This is a genomic window from Streptomyces sp. NPDC087300, from assembly GCF_044744425.1.
Taxonomy (GTDB): Bacteria; Actinomycetota; Actinomycetes; order Streptomycetales; family Streptomycetaceae; genus Streptomyces.
Genome location: NZ_JBIUYI010000003.1, coordinates 451,137 through 464,699 on the forward strand (window position 1 = coordinate 451,137; position 13,563 = coordinate 464,699).

Below are 13,563 nucleotides of genomic sequence, written 5' to 3' on the forward strand. Positions count from 1 at the left end.
CGCTCTTGCCCCGCGCCGCCTACGCCGCTCACGCCGTGCCACCTCACGTTTCCACCCGAACCGGACACCAGCGTCCCACACCCCTTCCCCCACCAAGATCCCACCCACATTCCCCCGTGCACCCCACAGTCCCCGTGCACCCCACGATCCCCCACGCCCCAAGCCCCCGCCTCCGCCCCGTATCCCTGCTCCCCGCCCCTTCCACTCCAACAAGCCGCCGCTCCGCGGCAGATCTTCCCCACCCGCCCACCCAACACTCCGTACCGGAGGGGCGCTGTGGGGTGGCGGGGGTTGTGGTTAGGCGCGGCGGCCACGGGGGCGTTGCCGCGGGCGGCGGGGTGCGGGGGTGTCGTCGAGGTGGATAGCAACGCTGCGGAGCGGCCGGGGATGCGGGCGGGCGGGGAGGCAGCAGCCACGGGGAGGCGCGGTTCGGGGGCGGGGCCGAGGCGGACAACCGGGCGGGCGGGAATGTAGGTGGGCTGTCGCGGAGGGCAGTAGCCACCCGGTTTGGCGGCGCACAGCGGTGGGGTTCGGGGTGGCGATTCTGAAGCGGATGACCGGGTGGGCTGGTGGGGACGGCGGCACGGAGCGGAGGGCCGAGGGCGACAGGCACGGGGGCTTGGCGGCGCGGAGTGGCGGGGGCGGGGTGACGGTGCCGAGGTGGATAGCAGGGCGGGCGGGTGGGAAAAGCGCCGCGGAGCGGCCGGGAATGTGGGTGAGCCGTGGCGGGGGCAGCAGCCACGGGGCTTGGCGGCGCGGAGCGGCGGCCGGTGGTGCAGGGCGGCAGCCACGGGGAAGCTGGTCGCCGCGGAGCAGGGCCGTTCGGAGTGGCGGGGCCGAGGTCGATGACCGGGCGGGCGGGTGGGAAGGCGCGCCGCGGAGCGGCCGGGAATGTGGGCGAGGTGGCGGCGGGCTGTAGCCGCGCGGGTGGCGGTGCGGAGCGGCGGGGTGGAGCCAGCCTGCCGAGGGGCATCGCGTTGCGGGCGGGGGCGGGATCTGGGGAGAGGCTGGTCGCGGAGGGGGTTCGCGGTGTGCCGAGGGGCAGGGGGGGCAGAGGGGCAGAGGGGGGCGTGACGGGGCGGAGGGCAGGGGGCCGTGCCACAGTCTCGTCGGTGCCGAAACCCTAGCGGCCGTCGTACCCCGCCGTAGGCATGGAAAGCCGCCGATGCACGTGCGCCTTCATCTCGGAGTCGTACGCCGGCTCCGCGAGCCCCGCGGTCTCCACCCGCACCCCTCGCCGCACGCACTCCGCGGTGAACTCGTCGGCGGAACGCAGCGCCCGTTCCAGGACGCGGCGGCTCGGTACGACGAAGAGGTCCACGAGGCCCGCCTCGACGTCCCCCCACAGCACGGCGTGGTCGGCGCGCAGGCCCCGTACGACGAGTTCGCGCGTGACGACGTAGCCCCGTTCGGCCGCCCACCGCGCGCACATCGCGTGCTGGCTGCGGGAGTCGACGAGGAAGGGGTCGGCCTCCAGCTCCTCCAGGGGCGTCAGGCTGGCGATCGCCGCCACCCGCACCACGGCGAGGCCGGTGACGGAGCCGGAGCGCGTACCGGTTCCGGTACCGGTGCCCGCGGCGTCCTCCATGGTGTCCCCCTCACCCCTGCTCACCTCTGCGTCAGCCATGGACACTACTCCTGGCCGTAGGCTCGGAGACAGTCGCACGAAGGAGGAACCGGGTGCCCGTCGAGGTCACATGGTGGGGCCACGCCACCTGCACGGTCGAGGACTCGGGCGTCCGCGTACTGACAGACCCCCTGTTCGCCCGCCGCCTGGCGCATCTGCGCCGCCGCAGGGGCGCGCCGCCACCGCCGGGCGCCGCCGTCGCCGACGTCGTGCTCCTTTCGCATCTGCACGCCGATCATCTGCACGTACCGTCGCTCGCCCGGCTCACGCCGGGCACGCGTGCGCTGGTCCCGCGCGGGGCGGCGCGTTCGGTGCCGGGGCTTGCCCGCAGGCTCCCCCGGCTGCGCTTCACGGAGGTCGCGCCGGGCGACGAGGTGCGGATCGGCGACCTCGTCGTACGCGTGGTCACCGCGCTGCACGACGGGCGGCGGCTGCCGGTGGGCCCGCACCTCTCCCCCGCGCTGGGCTTCGTGGTGACCGGCGAGGCCCGCACGTACTTCGCGGGCGACACCGGGCTCTTCGACGGGATGGCGGCGGAGGTCGGCGAGGTGGACGTGGCGCTGCTGCCGGTCGGCGGCTGGGGCCCCTACCTCGGCCACGGCCATCTGAACCCCTCCCGCGCCGCCGAGGCGCTGGCCAGGATCGCGCCGCGCAGCGCGGTCCCGGTGCACTACGGAACGTACTGGCCGATCGGGATGGACGCCGTGCGCCCCCATGAATTCCACACGCCGGGGCAGGAGTTCGTGCGCCAGGCGGCCCGTCTCGCGCCGGAGGTGAGCGTGCACCGGCTCGCGCACGGCGAGAGCGTGCGCCCGGAGGTCGCCAAGTGATGTGGGCCGCGGCGGCCCACGTGACGCCGGAGAGCACCCAGCAGGCGGTGGGCTATCCCTCGCTGTTCCTGCTGGTGGTGATCGGCGCGCTGGTGCCGGTGGTGCCGACGGGCGCGCTGGTGAGTTCGGCGGCGGTGGTCGCCTTCCACCAGACGTCGCCGTTCTCGCTGCTGATCGTCTTCGGTGTCGCGGCGCTCGCCGCGTTCATCGGCGACATGGGCCTGTACTGGCTCGGGCGGCGCGGCATGCGCTCGAAGAACGGTTCGCGCTGGCTCGCGGCGATCCGCGACCGCGCGCCGGAGGAGCGGCTGCGGCAGGCGCAGGAGAAGCTCGACGACCACGGGGTGATGGTCCTCGTGCTGTCCCGGCTCGTTCCTGCGGGCCGGATCCCGGTGATGCTGGCGTGTCTGATGGCGAAGATGCCGTTGCGCAGGTTCGCGCGCGGCAACGCGCCCGCGTGTCTGGCCTGGGCGGTGACGTACCAGCTGATCGGCATCCTCGGCGGTTCCCTCTTCAGGGAGCCGTGGCAGGGCGTCGCGGTCGCGGTCGGCCTGACGGTGCTCATCAGCGTGGCGCCGACGGTGTGGCGCAGGCTCCGGCACTCGGCGTCCTAGCCGCCACGCCACGCCCCGCCCGGGGTGCTCAGGCCGCGAGCACCCGCGAGGCCCCCACCGGCAGGTCCCACAGGTCCTCGCGGGCCAGGCCCGCCTGCTGCCATGCCGTACGCACCCGGGTGAGCGGTTCGAGCACCGGCTCCGCGGAGAGCAGGAACGTGCCCCAGTGCATGGGTGCCATCCGCCGCGCCCCGAGGTCGGTGGCGGCGCGGACCGCCTCCTCCGGGTCGCAGTGCACGTCGCTGAGCCACCACCTCGGGTCGTACGCGCCGATCGGCAGGAGCGCGAGGTCGATGCCGGGGTAGCGGGCGCCGATCCGTTCGAACCAGTGGCCGTACCCGGTGTCGCCCGCGAAGTAGACCCGCTGCCCGCACGCGTCGGTGAGCACCCAGCCGCCCCACAGCGTGCGGCAGGTGTCGACCAGGGACCGCTTGGACCAGTGGTGCGCGGGCACGAAGTCGAAGCGCACGCCGCCCAGTTCGGCCCCTTCCCACCAGTCGAGCTCGGTGACCCGGCTGAAGCGGCGGCGGGTGAACCAGCGGCCGAGTCCCGCGGGCACGAAGACGGGGGTGTCCCTGGGGAGCCTGCGCAGGGTCGGGGCGTCCAGATGGTCGTAGTGGTTGTGGCTGATGACGACCGCGTCGACGCGCGGCAGGGCGCTCCAGGCGACGCCGACCGGCGTGACGCGGGCCGGGGTGCCGAGGATCTTGCGGGACCAGACGGGGTCGGTGAGCACGGTGAGCCCGCCGATGCGCAGCACCCAACTGGCGTGTCCCGCCCAGGTGACGGCGACGGTGCCCGCGTCGACGCGGGGCAGCGGGCCGGGGTCGAAGGGCAGCCGCTGGATGTCGGCGAGCCCGGCGGGGCGCGGCCGCAGAGCGCCCTCACGGGCGAACCGCGCGAAGGCGCGCAGTCCGGGCAGCGGGGCGGTCAGCCGGTCGGCGAACGACTTGGGCCACGTGCGGACCCCGCCGGGTGCGTACGGCGCGGCGGGTGCGTACGGGGCGGGCGCGGCCGGGGAGGCGGGCGGACCGGCCGTCCGACCCCCCTGTGCCTGTCGTGTCCGCTCAGCCTGCTGCGGCTGCTGCGCCTGTCGGGTCTGCTGCGTCGGCTGAGTCACCGAGGAGGCTCCATTCGCTGTGCTTCCGCGCGGAGATCGTCGAAGGCGGCTCCGAGCATGCTCAACGCCCTTTCCACGTGCGGCAGTTCGAGCGGGTCGGGTGCCCCGAGGGACGCGACGCGTTCCTCGGGGGTCGAGCCGAGCAGCGGCCCCGTGGACAGGCGTACGCGCAGGGCGTCGATCGCGTCGCCGAATCGGTGGCCGCCGGGTGCGGGCATGCCGAGCCGTTCGCCGAGGAAGTCCTCCAGGTCCTGCGCGTCGCCGACGCCGCGCGCGGCGAGCGCGGGGCGCAGCGGGCCGAGGTCGGCGTACAGGTGCCGGCCGGCCTGCGGGGGTCTGGCCAGGCCGCCCGCGGCGAGCACGGCGCGCTGCGCGGCGCCGGCCACGCGCGCGTGCAGCCGGACGGCCGCGGCGAGGCGTTCGCAGATCTCGTCGGGTTCCCCGAGCGCGTACGCCGCGGCGGCCGCGGCGGGGCCGCCGGGTACGGCGCCGAGCGCGGTGAGGACGTCCAGGGTGCGGGCCCGCAGCGCGCTGCCCGCGGCCGTGGCGGGGAAGCGCGCGACGGCCGCGGGCAGCGCCGGGGGCAGGAAGGCCCCGGAGAGGTCGGCGATGACCGTCACGCGCGCGTGGTCCATCTCCGCGGGGCCGATTAGGACGGTGTCGCGGGGCCGGTGCAGGGTGTCGCGCCAGGTCTCGTCGCTGATCACCTGCAGGCCCTGGTCGGCGGCCGCCTCGACGGCCTCGTGCAACACGTCGGGCGGCGGCACGGTGGCGGTCGGGTCGTCGGCGACGGAGAGCACCAGGAGCCGGGGGCTTCCCCCCTCGGCGCGGACCCGGCGGACGGTCTCCAGGAGCGCGTAAGGGTCGGGGACGCCGCCGCACTCGGCGGGGGTCGGCACGTGGTAGACGGCGCGGCCGAGCAGCCGCGCCTGGGGCGCCCACCAGGCCGGGCAGGGGCGGGGCAGCAGGACGTCGCCGCCGAGCGCCGCGGTCAGCGCGAGCAGCAGGGTCGGGGCGCCGGGGGCCGCGACGACGTGGTCGCGCTCGGCGGGCAGTCCGCGCCGGGCCCAGTAGCCGCGGGCGGCGTCGAGGAGCGCGGGACCCCCGCCCGGGGGTTCGCCGTGGGACCTGCCCGCCGCCGCCGCGGCGGCGGCCGCCAGTTCGGGCAGGACCGGTAGCCCTGGCTCCGGTGGGGGCGGCCCGTACCGGACGGGCCCGCGCCCTTCGGAGTCCGTCCGCCGCATGCGTACCTCCGTGCGCTCACGTGGCTTTCTGTCCCTTCGCGACTGTGCGTACCCAGGACCTGGCCGTATGAGCCCATCAGAGCGTGCCCGGGACCCACCCGCGCGCGCTTGCCCCCCGCCCGGGTGAGGGTCGGGCTCCTCCTTAAGGAGTGCGGCGGGCCGCCGGGCACTCGACGAAAGTCAGGGGTAAGTCGTGCCGATCGTGCGCAGCGCGGCGCCGGTCCCGATTCCTACGCTGGTCGTCATGAACGACGCGATCATCCATGCAGTCGAAGGCTTCGTCACCACTCCGTGGGTGTACTTGGTGCTCTTCGGCATCGCCGCACTGGACGGCTTCTTCCCGGTGGTCCCCAGCGAGACGCTGGTGATCACCCTGGGAGTGTTCGCCGCCTCCACCGGCGATCCCCAGCTCGTGCTCGTGATTGTCGTGGCCGCCATCGGTGCCTTCACCGGTGACCACATCTCGTACTGGATCGGCCGTGCGTCCGGCCAGAAGATCTTCGCCAAGCTGAAGCCCGACAGCCGCAGCCGCAAGGCGTACGACCGGGTGGGCCGGATGCTGGAGGAGCGCGGCGGCCTGGTGCTCGTGGTCGCGCGCTACATTCCCGGCGGCCGCACCGCGGCGACCCTGACCACCGGCGCCACCGGCTTCCCGCGCCGCTCCTTCACCTTCTTCGACGCCATCGCCGCGTCGTCCTGGGCGATCTACTCGGCCTGCCTCGGCTACGTGGGCGGCGCCGCGTTCGAGGACCAGCCGCTGCTCGGTGTCGCGCTCGGCCTCGGCATCGCCTTCTCGATCACCCTGCTGCACGAGGGCGTCCGCTGGCTCCGGCACCGCAGGGCGCCGGAGCCGCAGCCGCAGGAGGCCCCCGCGCCGCAGGAGACGCAGAACGCCGCCTGACGGGCCCCGCGTCCGCAGGAACCGCCCCGGATCCTTGACTCCGGGGCGGTTCCTGCATGTCGGCCCGCGTTACGCGGCGTCCCGCATGACCTGGTCGCGCAGCCGGTCGCAGCAGCGGGTGATCAGGCGTGAGACGTGCATCTGCGAGATGCCCATCTCGTCCGCGATGCGGCTCTGGGTCATGTCGCCGAAGAACCGCATGTAGAGGATGGTGCGCTCGCGCTCGGGCAGTTGGGCGATGCGCGGCTTGACGGACTCGCGGTCGACGACGACGTCGAGCGCGGGGTCGGGGCCGCCGAGGGCGTCGCTGAGCGAGTAACCGTCCTCGCTGCCGGGGAGTTCCGCGTCGAGGGAGAGCGCGGTGAAGCTGTCCAGCGCCTCCAGACCGGCCTTGGCGTCCTCCTCGCTCATCTGGGCGTGCTCGGCGATCTCGGCGGTGGTCGGCGCGCGTCCCGACACCGTCTGGGCGAGGTCCTGGCGGGCGAAGCGCACCCGGTTGCGCAGGTCCTGGACGCGGCGCGGCACGTGCAGGGTCCACATGTGGTCGCGGAAGTGACGTTTGATCTCACCGGTGACGGTCGGCACGGCGTAGCTCTCGAACGCGGTGCCGCGGCGCGGGTCGTAGCGGTCGACGGCCTTGACCAGACCGAGGGCCGCGACCTGACGCAGGTCGTCGAGGGACTCGCCGCGGTTGCGGAAGCGCCCCGCGAGACGTTCGGCCATGGGCAGCCACACCTCGACGACTTCCTGGCGCAGGGCGTCCCGCTCGGGACCCTCCGGCATCTCGACGAGCCGCTCGAAGGCGGCGGCGGTGTCCGGGGCGTCGTCGTGCGGATGCCGCTTGGTCCTGGCGGGTGCGGTGCTCGCGTTCCTGGCCGGGACGGTCGGAGCGTTCCTGGCCGGGACGGTCGGAACGGTGGTCGTGTGGGATCGCATGCTGCGTCGCAACTCCCTCAATAGGTGCGTGCCTTGACTGGACGGTCACCGTGGGAGTACGAGCGCGTGTCGGAGTACGACGAAGCACACCCGGGGACGGCATACCTGCCGCTCCCACGGACGTGCCTCCTGTCCGAAGCACTCCTCTTCGCCTGCCCCGCACTCGTGGGGCCAAACACCGCGAGGTTTCCGCCGGGTCGTGCCGGACACCCGGACGTGACCGCCTTTCCCCGACCCCTGCGGAGGGTTACGTCATGAGCGTCAAGGTCTCCGACCACATCCTGGAGAGGCTGCGTGCCTGGGGCGTCGAGCAGGTATTCGGCTATCCCGGCGACGGCATCAACGGCCTGCTGGCGGCGTGGGGCAGGGCGGAGGACACGCCCCGGTTCGTGCAGTCGCGGCACGAGGAGATGTCCGCGTTCGAAGCCGTCGGATACGCCAAGTTCGGCAGGCGTCTGGGGGTGTGCGTGGCCACGTCGGGCCCCGGCGCGGTGCATCTCCTGAACGGCCTGTACGACGCGAAGCTCGACCATGTGCCGGTGCTCGCGATCGTCGGCCAGACACACCGCAGTGCGATGGGCGGCTCGTACCAGCAAGAGGTCGATCTGCACACGCTGTTCAAGGACGTGGCGTCCGAGTTCGTGGAGACGGTGACGGTCCCCGAGCAGCTGCCGAACGTCATCGACCGGGCCATCCGCACCGCGTACGCGCGCCGCTGCCCGACCGCCGTCATCGTCCCCGGCGACGTCCAGGAGCTCGACTACAGCCCGCCCCCGCACGCGTTCAAGATGGTCCCCTCCAGCCTGGACCGCAGCGCCTGGACCGCGCTGCCCTCGCCGACCGCGCTCGACCGGGCCGCCGAGGTCCTCAACTCCGGTGACAAGGCGGCCATCCTGATCGGCCAGGGCGCGGCGGGCGCCCGCGCCGAGGTCCAGGAGATCGCGGAGGTGCTCGGCGCGGGCGTCGCGAAGGCGCTGCTCGGCAAGGACGCGCTGAGCGACGAACTCCCGTACGTCACCGGCTCGATCGGCCTGCTCGGCACCCGCCCCAGCTACGAGCTGATGCGCGACTGCGACACGCTCCTGACCATCGGGTCCAGCTTCCCCTACGCGCAGTTCCTGCCGGAGTTCGGCAGGGCGCGCGGCGTGCAGATCGACATCGACCCGCACATGGTCGGGATGCGCTATCCGTACGAGGTGAACCTCGTCGGCGACGCGCGGGCCACGCTGCGCGAGCTGATCCCGCTGATCGACGAGAGCCGCAGGAAGACCGGCCGCGAGTGGTACGACGAGATCTGCGCCAACGTCACCCGCTGGCAGGGGGTGATGGAGCGCAGGGCCGGGCTGACCGCGGACCCGCTGAACCCGGAGTACGTGGCGCACGCCCTCGACCCGCTGCTGCCGCGCAACGCGATCCTGACGGCCGACTCGGGGTCGGTGGCGAACTGGTACGCGCGCCATCTGACGATCCGCGGCGACATGCGCGCCTCGCTGTCGGGGACGCTCGCCACGATGGGCTGCGCCGTGCCGTACGCGATCGGGGCGAAGTTCGCGCACCCCAACCGGCCCGTGATCGCGCTCGTCGGCGACGGCGCGATGCAGATGAACGGCATGGCGGAGCTGATCACTGCCGCCAAGTACCGCCACCTCTGGGACGATCCGCGCCTCGTCGTCGGCATCTGGAACAACCAGGACCTGAACCAGGTGACCTGGGAGATGCGGGCCATGGAGGGCGCCCCGTCGTTCCTGCCCTCGCAGTCGCTCCCGGACGTGCCCTACGCGGAGTTCGCCCGCTCGCTCGGTCTGACCGGGATCCGGGTGGAGAGGACCGAGGACGTCGAGGCGGCCTGGCGGGCCGGGCTCGACGCGGAGGGGCCCGCGGTCCTGGAGTTCCGCACCGACCCCGCGGTGCCGCCGATCCCGCCGCACGCGACGTGGGAGCAGATGGAGGCGACGGCGGCCTCGATCCTCAAGGGGGACGCGGACCGGGCGTCGATGGTCAGGCAGGGCCTGAAGGCGAAGGTCCAGGAATTCCTGCCGGGCGGGGGCAGGAAGGGCGAAGGCCGGCGCTGAGGGCGGCTACGGGGCGTGGCGTGGCACGCCGTCCACCTCGTCCGGCCGCTGTGCGGGCGGCAGCAGGAACTCCTCGTAGCGGCCGAGTGCCAGGATCACGCCCAGCATGACCAGCGGAATGAATACGGCGAGAACCGCCATGAACCCTGCCCTCCCCATGTCGTGGGGGTGTGGGAGCCGGGTCTCCCCCGCCTGGCGGGACAAACGCGCGTCGGGACGAACCTTCCGCGTGACGGCGGGCCAGGACGCATAGCCCTGTGCCACAGGGGAACCCGGCCAGGGTGACACTCAAGACGCTCAGGACCTAGACGCACTCAGGAACGACAGACGTACGCGGGAAGGGCCGGAACGATGGCAGATTTCGTAAGGGACGTCATGACGACCGGCGTCGTGGCGGTGCGTCCCGACGCCTCCCTCGTCGAAGCCGCACAGCTCATGCGCGCCCAGGACATCGGCGACGTGCTCGTCGCCACCGACGGCCGGGTGCTCGGTGTGCTCACCGACCGGGACATCACGCTGCGCGCCGTGGCCGACGGCGCCGATCCGCTGACGGTCAGCGCGCAGGCGATCTGCACGCCCAACCCGGTGGTGGTGACGCCCGACGACGCGGTGTCCGCCGCCGTCGGCCTGATGCGCGACCACGCGGTCCGCAGGCTGCCGGTCGTCGAGGACGGCCGCCCGGTGGGCATGATCAGCCTCGGCGATCTGGCGCTGACCCAGGATCCGTCGTCCGCGCTCGCCGACATCAGCGGCGCGGATCCCGACGGCTGGCCGGGAATCGCCGGGGCCTGACCGCGGCTCGCGTACGGATCACCTACAGCCGTCACGTACACGGATCACGTGCAGAGAAAGGACGTTGAACCCTCCCATGCGCATCGCATTTCTCGTGGCGCCCGAGGGCGTCGAGCAGGTCGAACTGACCGATCCCTGGCAGGCCGTGACGGACGCGGGCGGCGAGGCCGTCCTGGTGTCGACGGAGCCCGGCCAGGTGCGGGCGTTCCACCACCTCGACAAGGCGGACACCTTCCGCGTGCACCAGGTCGTGGGCGACGTCGGCGCCGAGGCGTTCGACGGTCTCGTCCTGCCCGGCGGCGTCGCCAACCCGGACCTCCTGCGCACGGACCGGCAGGCCGTGGGGTTCGTGAAGGAGTTCTTCGCGCTGGGTCTGCCGGTGGCGGCGATCTGTCACGCGCCGTGGACGCTCGTCGAGGCGGACGTCCTGCGCGGCAGGACGCTGACCTCGTGGCCGAGCCTGCGCACCGACATCCGCAACGCGGGCGGCAGCTGGGTCGACGAGCCGGTGCACGTCTGCGCCGACGGCCCCAACACGCTGATCACCAGCCGGAAGCCGGACGACCTCAAGGCGTTCCGCGACGCGCTGCTCGCGGAGTTCACCAAGGTGACGAACCGCTTCCCGCGCTGATCGCCGGCCGCCGGGAGCGCTTCGCACCCGGCGGCCGGCATCACGCCCTGCGGCCGAGGAGAGCGAGCAGTCTCGTCTGCGCGTCGGCGTCCGACGGCGGCTCGACCGCGGCGACGAAGAGACCGCTGCCGGCCAACTCGGCGGCGTACGGCTCGACTTCGCGTACGGAGAAGTCGACGAGCGCGGCCGGCAGCGACTCGTCGGCGCCGATCGCCCTGGACAGGTCCCAGGCGTGCACCACGAGGTCGGTGGTCATCTGCCCGCAGTAGAAGGCGGCGGAGGTGGCGCCGAAGGAGAGGTGGACGGTGCGGTCCAGGGCGCCCGGAGCGCGGAACGCCGCGCGGGACGCGGCGGCCGCGGTGTCCCAGGAGGCGACGGGGTCGGAGCCGAGCACGTCGCCGTCGAAGGCGTCCCCGACCGACGCGGTGGTGGCGCCGTCGCGGACGAGCGGGGGCACCCACAGCTGTTCGCCGGTGAGGTGGGCGACGAGGTCCCGCACGGTCCACTCCGTGCAGGGCGTCGGCGCGTCCCACTGGTCGGCGCGGACGGCGTGCACCCGGTCGGTGAACAGGCCGAGGGCCTGCGCGTGCCGGTCGAGCAGCGCGGGATCGGCCGCGCCGCCCGGCCCACCAGTACCGCTCGTGCCGTCCGCGCCGCTCGTGTCGTGCCGCTGGTCGTCCGTCATGAGTCGCCGTTCCCCTTCTCCTGCTTCTCCCGCTCCCGCGCGCCCGCCCGGGTCCGCCCCGCGGCGACCGACCTGCGCGGGTGGCGGCGCAGATACTCGCCCTCCAGGAGCGCCATGCGGTCGCCGTGCACCCGCAGGGCGTCGTCCGAACCGTGCAGCAGGGTGGTGTGGCGGGTGCGGTGGATCGTCTCCAGCTCCTTGATGAGCTGCTGGTCGTCCAGCCGGCCCGGGTCGACTCCGTCCATCGAACGCTCCGCCTCCTCGATCGCTCCGGCCGCTCCGGCACGTCGCTCCCTGCCCCGGGTACCCGTTCGGGCCTCCCTACCCAGGATGCACCGCGCGTGGTCGGGGCGCCCCCGGGCTAGCGCGCCCCCTGGCTACCGCGCGCGCTCCACCCGCCGCTCGTCCCACACCGGCTCCTGGGTCTCCCTGACCTTGCCGTCGCTGCCGAAGACCAGGTACCGGTCGAAGGAGCGGGCGAACCAGCGGTCGTGGGTGACGGCGAGGACCGTGCCCTGGAAGGCTTCGAGGCCTTCCTGGAGGGCCTCTGCGGACTCCAGGTCGAGGTTGTCGGTCGGCTCGTCCAGGAGCAGCGCCGTGCAGCCCTCCAGTTCGAGCAGGAGGATCTGGAAGCGGGCCTGCTGGCCGCCGGAGAGCCGCTCGAAGTTCTGCTCGGCCTGGGCCGTCAGCTCGTACCGCCGCAGGCGTGACATGGCGGCGCCGCGGTCCTGGGCGTGCTCGCGCCACAGGATGTCCAGGAGCGGGCGGCCGAGCAGCTCGGGGTGGGCGTGGGTCTGCGCGAAGTGGCCCGCCACGACGCGCGCGCCGAGCTTCCAGGCCCCGGTGTGCTTCACCGGGTGGTCGGGGTCGTCGGCGAGCAGCCGCAGGAAGTGCGACTTGCCCGAGCCGTTCGAGCCGAGGACGGCGACCCGCTCGCCGTAGAAGACCTCCAGGTCGAAGGGTTGCATCAGCCCGGTGAGCTCCAGGCCCTCGCAGGTCACGGCGCGCACACCGGTGCGGCCGCCCTGGAGGCGCATGGTGATGTCCTGCTCGCGCGGCGGCTCGGGCGGCGGTCCCGCCTCCTCGAACTTGCGCAGCCTGGTCTGGGCCGCCTGGTACCGCGAGGAGAGCTCGTGGCTGATCTCGGCGGCCTGGCGCAGGTTGCGGACCAGCTTCTTCAGCTGCTCGTGCTTCTCGTCCCAGCGCCTGCGCAGCTCCTCGAAGCGCGCGAAGCGCTCCTTGCGGGCCTCGTGGAACGTCTCGAAGCCGCCGCCGTGCACCCAGGCGTCGGCGCCGCCCGGACTCTGCTCGACGCTGACGATCTTCTCGGCGGCGCGGGCCAGCAGCTCCCGGTCGTGGGAGACGAACAGGACGGTCTTGCGGGTCTCCTTGAGCCGCTCCTCCAGCCAGCGCTTGCCGGGTACGTCCAGGTAGTTGTCCGGCTCGTCGAGCAGGAGGACCTCGTCGGAGCCGCGCAGCAGCGACTCCAGGACGAGCCGCTTCTGCTCACCGCCGGAGAGCGTGCGGACCTCGCGGAACTGCGCCTTGTCGTAGGGGACGCCGAGCGCGGCCGTGGTGCAGATGTCCCACAGCGTCTCCGCCTCGTAGCCCTGGACCTCCGCCCAGTCGGAGAGCGCCTGGGCGTACTGGAGCTGGGCGGCCTCGTCGTCGACCGTCATGATCTTGTGCTCGGCGGCGTCCACGGCCTTGGCGGCCTCGCGGATGCGCGGCGTGGCGACGGAGACGAGCAGGTCGCGCACGGTGGTCTCGTCGCGCACCGAGCCGACGAACTGCGGCATCACGCCGAGCCCGCCGGTGACCGTGACGCTGCCGCCGTGCGGCTGGAGTTCGCCGGAGATCAGCCGGAGCAGGGTGGTCTTGCCCGCGCCGTTCGCCCCGACCAGGGCGACGACCGCGCCCTCGCCGACCCGGAAGGAGACGTCACCGAGCAGCGCCCGCCCGTCCGGCAAGTAGTACTCGATGTGCGCGGCTTCCAGATGTCCCATGGCGGTGATTGTCCGGGTCGGGACGCCCCGCGGGCAAACCGTTTCCCGCCGGGGGCCCGGTCCGCGCCGCCGCACCTCCCACCTGCGGTTCCCGGCGCCGATGGC

14 protein-coding genes are annotated in these 13,563 nt (G+C 73.5%); 6 read left to right on the forward strand and 8 right to left on the reverse strand.

Features of this window, described 5'->3' with window-relative positions; all coding sequences use genetic code 11:
- Positions 1–1,123: 1,123 nt before the first annotated feature.
- Positions 1,124–1,588: a hypothetical protein gene (locus ACIO9J_RS12790; protein ID WP_401998553.1), complete on the reverse strand. Its 465-nt coding sequence runs from the start codon at positions 1,586–1,588 to the stop codon at positions 1,124–1,126.
- A 92-nt stretch (positions 1,589–1,680) separates the two neighbouring features.
- Here ACIO9J_RS12790 and ACIO9J_RS12795 point away from each other — a divergent pair, with 92 nt between their 5' ends.
- Positions 1,681–2,457: an MBL fold metallo-hydrolase gene (locus ACIO9J_RS12795; RefSeq protein WP_401996907.1), complete on the forward strand. Its 777-nt coding sequence runs from the start codon at positions 1,681–1,683 to the stop codon at positions 2,455–2,457.
- Positions 2,457–3,071, forward strand: coding sequence for a DedA family protein (locus tag ACIO9J_RS12800; protein ID WP_401996909.1), 615 nt, complete (start codon positions 2,457–2,459; stop codon positions 3,069–3,071). Before ACIO9J_RS12795 ends, ACIO9J_RS12800 begins: the two co-directional genes overlap by 1 nt.
- A gap of 28 nt (positions 3,072–3,099) precedes the next feature.
- Here ACIO9J_RS12800 and ACIO9J_RS12805 read toward each other — a convergent pair whose 3' ends face one another.
- Positions 3,100–4,191 (reverse strand): MBL fold metallo-hydrolase, encoded by a 1,092-nt coding sequence (locus ACIO9J_RS12805; RefSeq protein WP_401996912.1) that lies wholly within the window; start codon positions 4,189–4,191, stop codon positions 3,100–3,102.
- Entirely contained in the window at positions 4,188–5,435 is a 1,248-nt protein-coding gene (locus ACIO9J_RS12810) for an aminotransferase class I/II-fold pyridoxal phosphate-dependent enzyme (protein WP_401996914.1), read from the reverse strand. Before ACIO9J_RS12810 ends, ACIO9J_RS12805 begins: the two co-directional genes overlap by 4 nt.
- Before the next feature lie 244 nt (positions 5,436–5,679).
- On the opposite strand from ACIO9J_RS12810, the gene ACIO9J_RS12815 reads away from it, so the two are divergent.
- Positions 5,680–6,336 carry a DedA family protein gene (locus ACIO9J_RS12815; protein WP_401996917.1) on the forward strand — a complete coding sequence of 219 codons (657 nt, stop codon included), beginning with the start codon at positions 5,680–5,682 and terminating at the stop codon, positions 6,334–6,336.
- Between the two features lie 69 nt (positions 6,337–6,405).
- Here the strand turns inward: ACIO9J_RS12815 and ACIO9J_RS12820 are convergent, their stop codons facing one another.
- On the reverse strand, positions 6,406–7,272 hold the full coding sequence (locus tag ACIO9J_RS12820; RefSeq protein ID WP_401996919.1) for an RNA polymerase sigma factor SigF: 867 nt from the start codon (positions 7,270–7,272) through the stop codon (positions 6,406–6,408).
- 254 nt (positions 7,273–7,526) lie between these two features.
- On the opposite strand from ACIO9J_RS12820, the gene ACIO9J_RS12825 reads away from it, so the two are divergent.
- Entirely contained in the window at positions 7,527–9,344 is a 1,818-nt protein-coding gene (locus ACIO9J_RS12825) for a thiamine pyrophosphate-requiring protein (protein ID WP_401996922.1), read from the forward strand.
- A gap of 6 nt (positions 9,345–9,350) precedes the next feature.
- Here ACIO9J_RS12825 and ACIO9J_RS12830 read toward each other — a convergent pair whose 3' ends face one another.
- Positions 9,351–9,503: a hypothetical protein gene (locus ACIO9J_RS12830; protein ID WP_401996925.1), complete on the reverse strand. Its 153-nt coding sequence runs from the start codon at positions 9,501–9,503 to the stop codon at positions 9,351–9,353.
- Positions 9,504–9,695: 192 nt separating this feature from the next.
- Between ACIO9J_RS12830 and ACIO9J_RS12835 the strand changes: the two genes are divergently transcribed.
- Complete coding sequence (locus tag ACIO9J_RS12835; protein ID WP_401996927.1) at positions 9,696–10,136, forward strand: CBS domain-containing protein; 441 nt, start codon at positions 9,696–9,698, stop codon at positions 10,134–10,136.
- Between the two features lie 76 nt (positions 10,137–10,212).
- Positions 10,213–10,767 (forward strand): type 1 glutamine amidotransferase domain-containing protein, encoded by a 555-nt coding sequence (locus tag ACIO9J_RS12840; protein ID WP_401996929.1) that lies wholly within the window; start codon positions 10,213–10,215, stop codon positions 10,765–10,767.
- A gap of 40 nt (positions 10,768–10,807) precedes the next feature.
- Here the strand turns inward: ACIO9J_RS12840 and ACIO9J_RS12845 are convergent, their stop codons facing one another.
- From ACIO9J_RS12845 to ACIO9J_RS12855, 3 genes are all read right to left on the reverse strand, one after another.
- Positions 10,808–11,452, reverse strand: a complete 645-nt coding sequence (locus ACIO9J_RS12845; RefSeq protein ID WP_401996931.1) for a TIGR03086 family metal-binding protein — start codon at positions 11,450–11,452, stop codon at positions 10,808–10,810.
- Positions 11,449–11,697, reverse strand: coding sequence for a DUF6158 family protein (locus tag ACIO9J_RS12850; RefSeq protein WP_401996933.1), 249 nt, complete (start codon positions 11,695–11,697; stop codon positions 11,449–11,451). The genes ACIO9J_RS12845 and ACIO9J_RS12850 overlap by 4 nt, the downstream gene beginning before the upstream one ends.
- A 132-nt stretch (positions 11,698–11,829) precedes the next feature.
- A complete protein-coding gene (locus ACIO9J_RS12855; RefSeq protein ID WP_401996936.1) occupies positions 11,830–13,458 on the reverse strand; it encodes an ABC-F family ATP-binding cassette domain-containing protein in 1,629 nt (542 codons plus the stop codon).
- Positions 13,459–13,563: the final 105 nt, after the last annotated feature.

Excerpts from the sequence above, each read along its gene's own strand:
- ACIO9J_RS12790 (WP_401998553.1), bottom strand. The coding sequence starts at position 1,588 with ATGGAGGACGCCGCGGGCACCGGTACCGGAACCGGTACGCGCTCCGGC.
- ACIO9J_RS12820 (WP_401996919.1), bottom strand. The coding sequence starts at position 7,272 with ATGCGATCCCACACGACCACCGTTCCGACCGTCCCGGCCAGGAACGCT.
- ACIO9J_RS12835 (WP_401996927.1), top strand. The coding sequence starts at position 9,696 with ATGGCAGATTTCGTAAGGGACGTCATGACGACCGGCGTCGTGGCGGTG.
- ACIO9J_RS12840 (WP_401996929.1), top strand. The coding sequence starts at position 10,213 with ATGCGCATCGCATTTCTCGTGGCGCCCGAGGGCGTCGAGCAGGTCGAA.
- ACIO9J_RS12830 (WP_401996925.1), bottom strand. The coding sequence starts at position 9,503 with ATGGGGAGGGCAGGGTTCATGGCGGTTCTCGCCGTATTCATTCCGCTG.
- ACIO9J_RS12845 (WP_401996931.1), bottom strand. The coding sequence starts at position 11,452 with ATGACGGACGACCAGCGGCACGACACGAGCGGCGCGGACGGCACGAGC.
- ACIO9J_RS12810 (WP_401996914.1), bottom strand. The coding sequence starts at position 5,435 with ATGCGGCGGACGGACTCCGAAGGGCGCGGGCCCGTCCGGTACGGGCCG.
- ACIO9J_RS12800 (WP_401996909.1), top strand. The coding sequence starts at position 2,457 with ATGTGGGCCGCGGCGGCCCACGTGACGCCGGAGAGCACCCAGCAGGCG.
- ACIO9J_RS12850 (WP_401996933.1), bottom strand. The coding sequence starts at position 11,697 with ATGGACGGAGTCGACCCGGGCCGGCTGGACGACCAGCAGCTCATCAAG.
- ACIO9J_RS12825 (WP_401996922.1), top strand. The coding sequence starts at position 7,527 with ATGAGCGTCAAGGTCTCCGACCACATCCTGGAGAGGCTGCGTGCCTGG.
- ACIO9J_RS12815 (WP_401996917.1), top strand. The coding sequence starts at position 5,680 with ATGAACGACGCGATCATCCATGCAGTCGAAGGCTTCGTCACCACTCCG.
- ACIO9J_RS12855 (WP_401996936.1), bottom strand. The coding sequence starts at position 13,458 with ATGGGACATCTGGAAGCCGCGCACATCGAGTACTACTTGCCGGACGGG.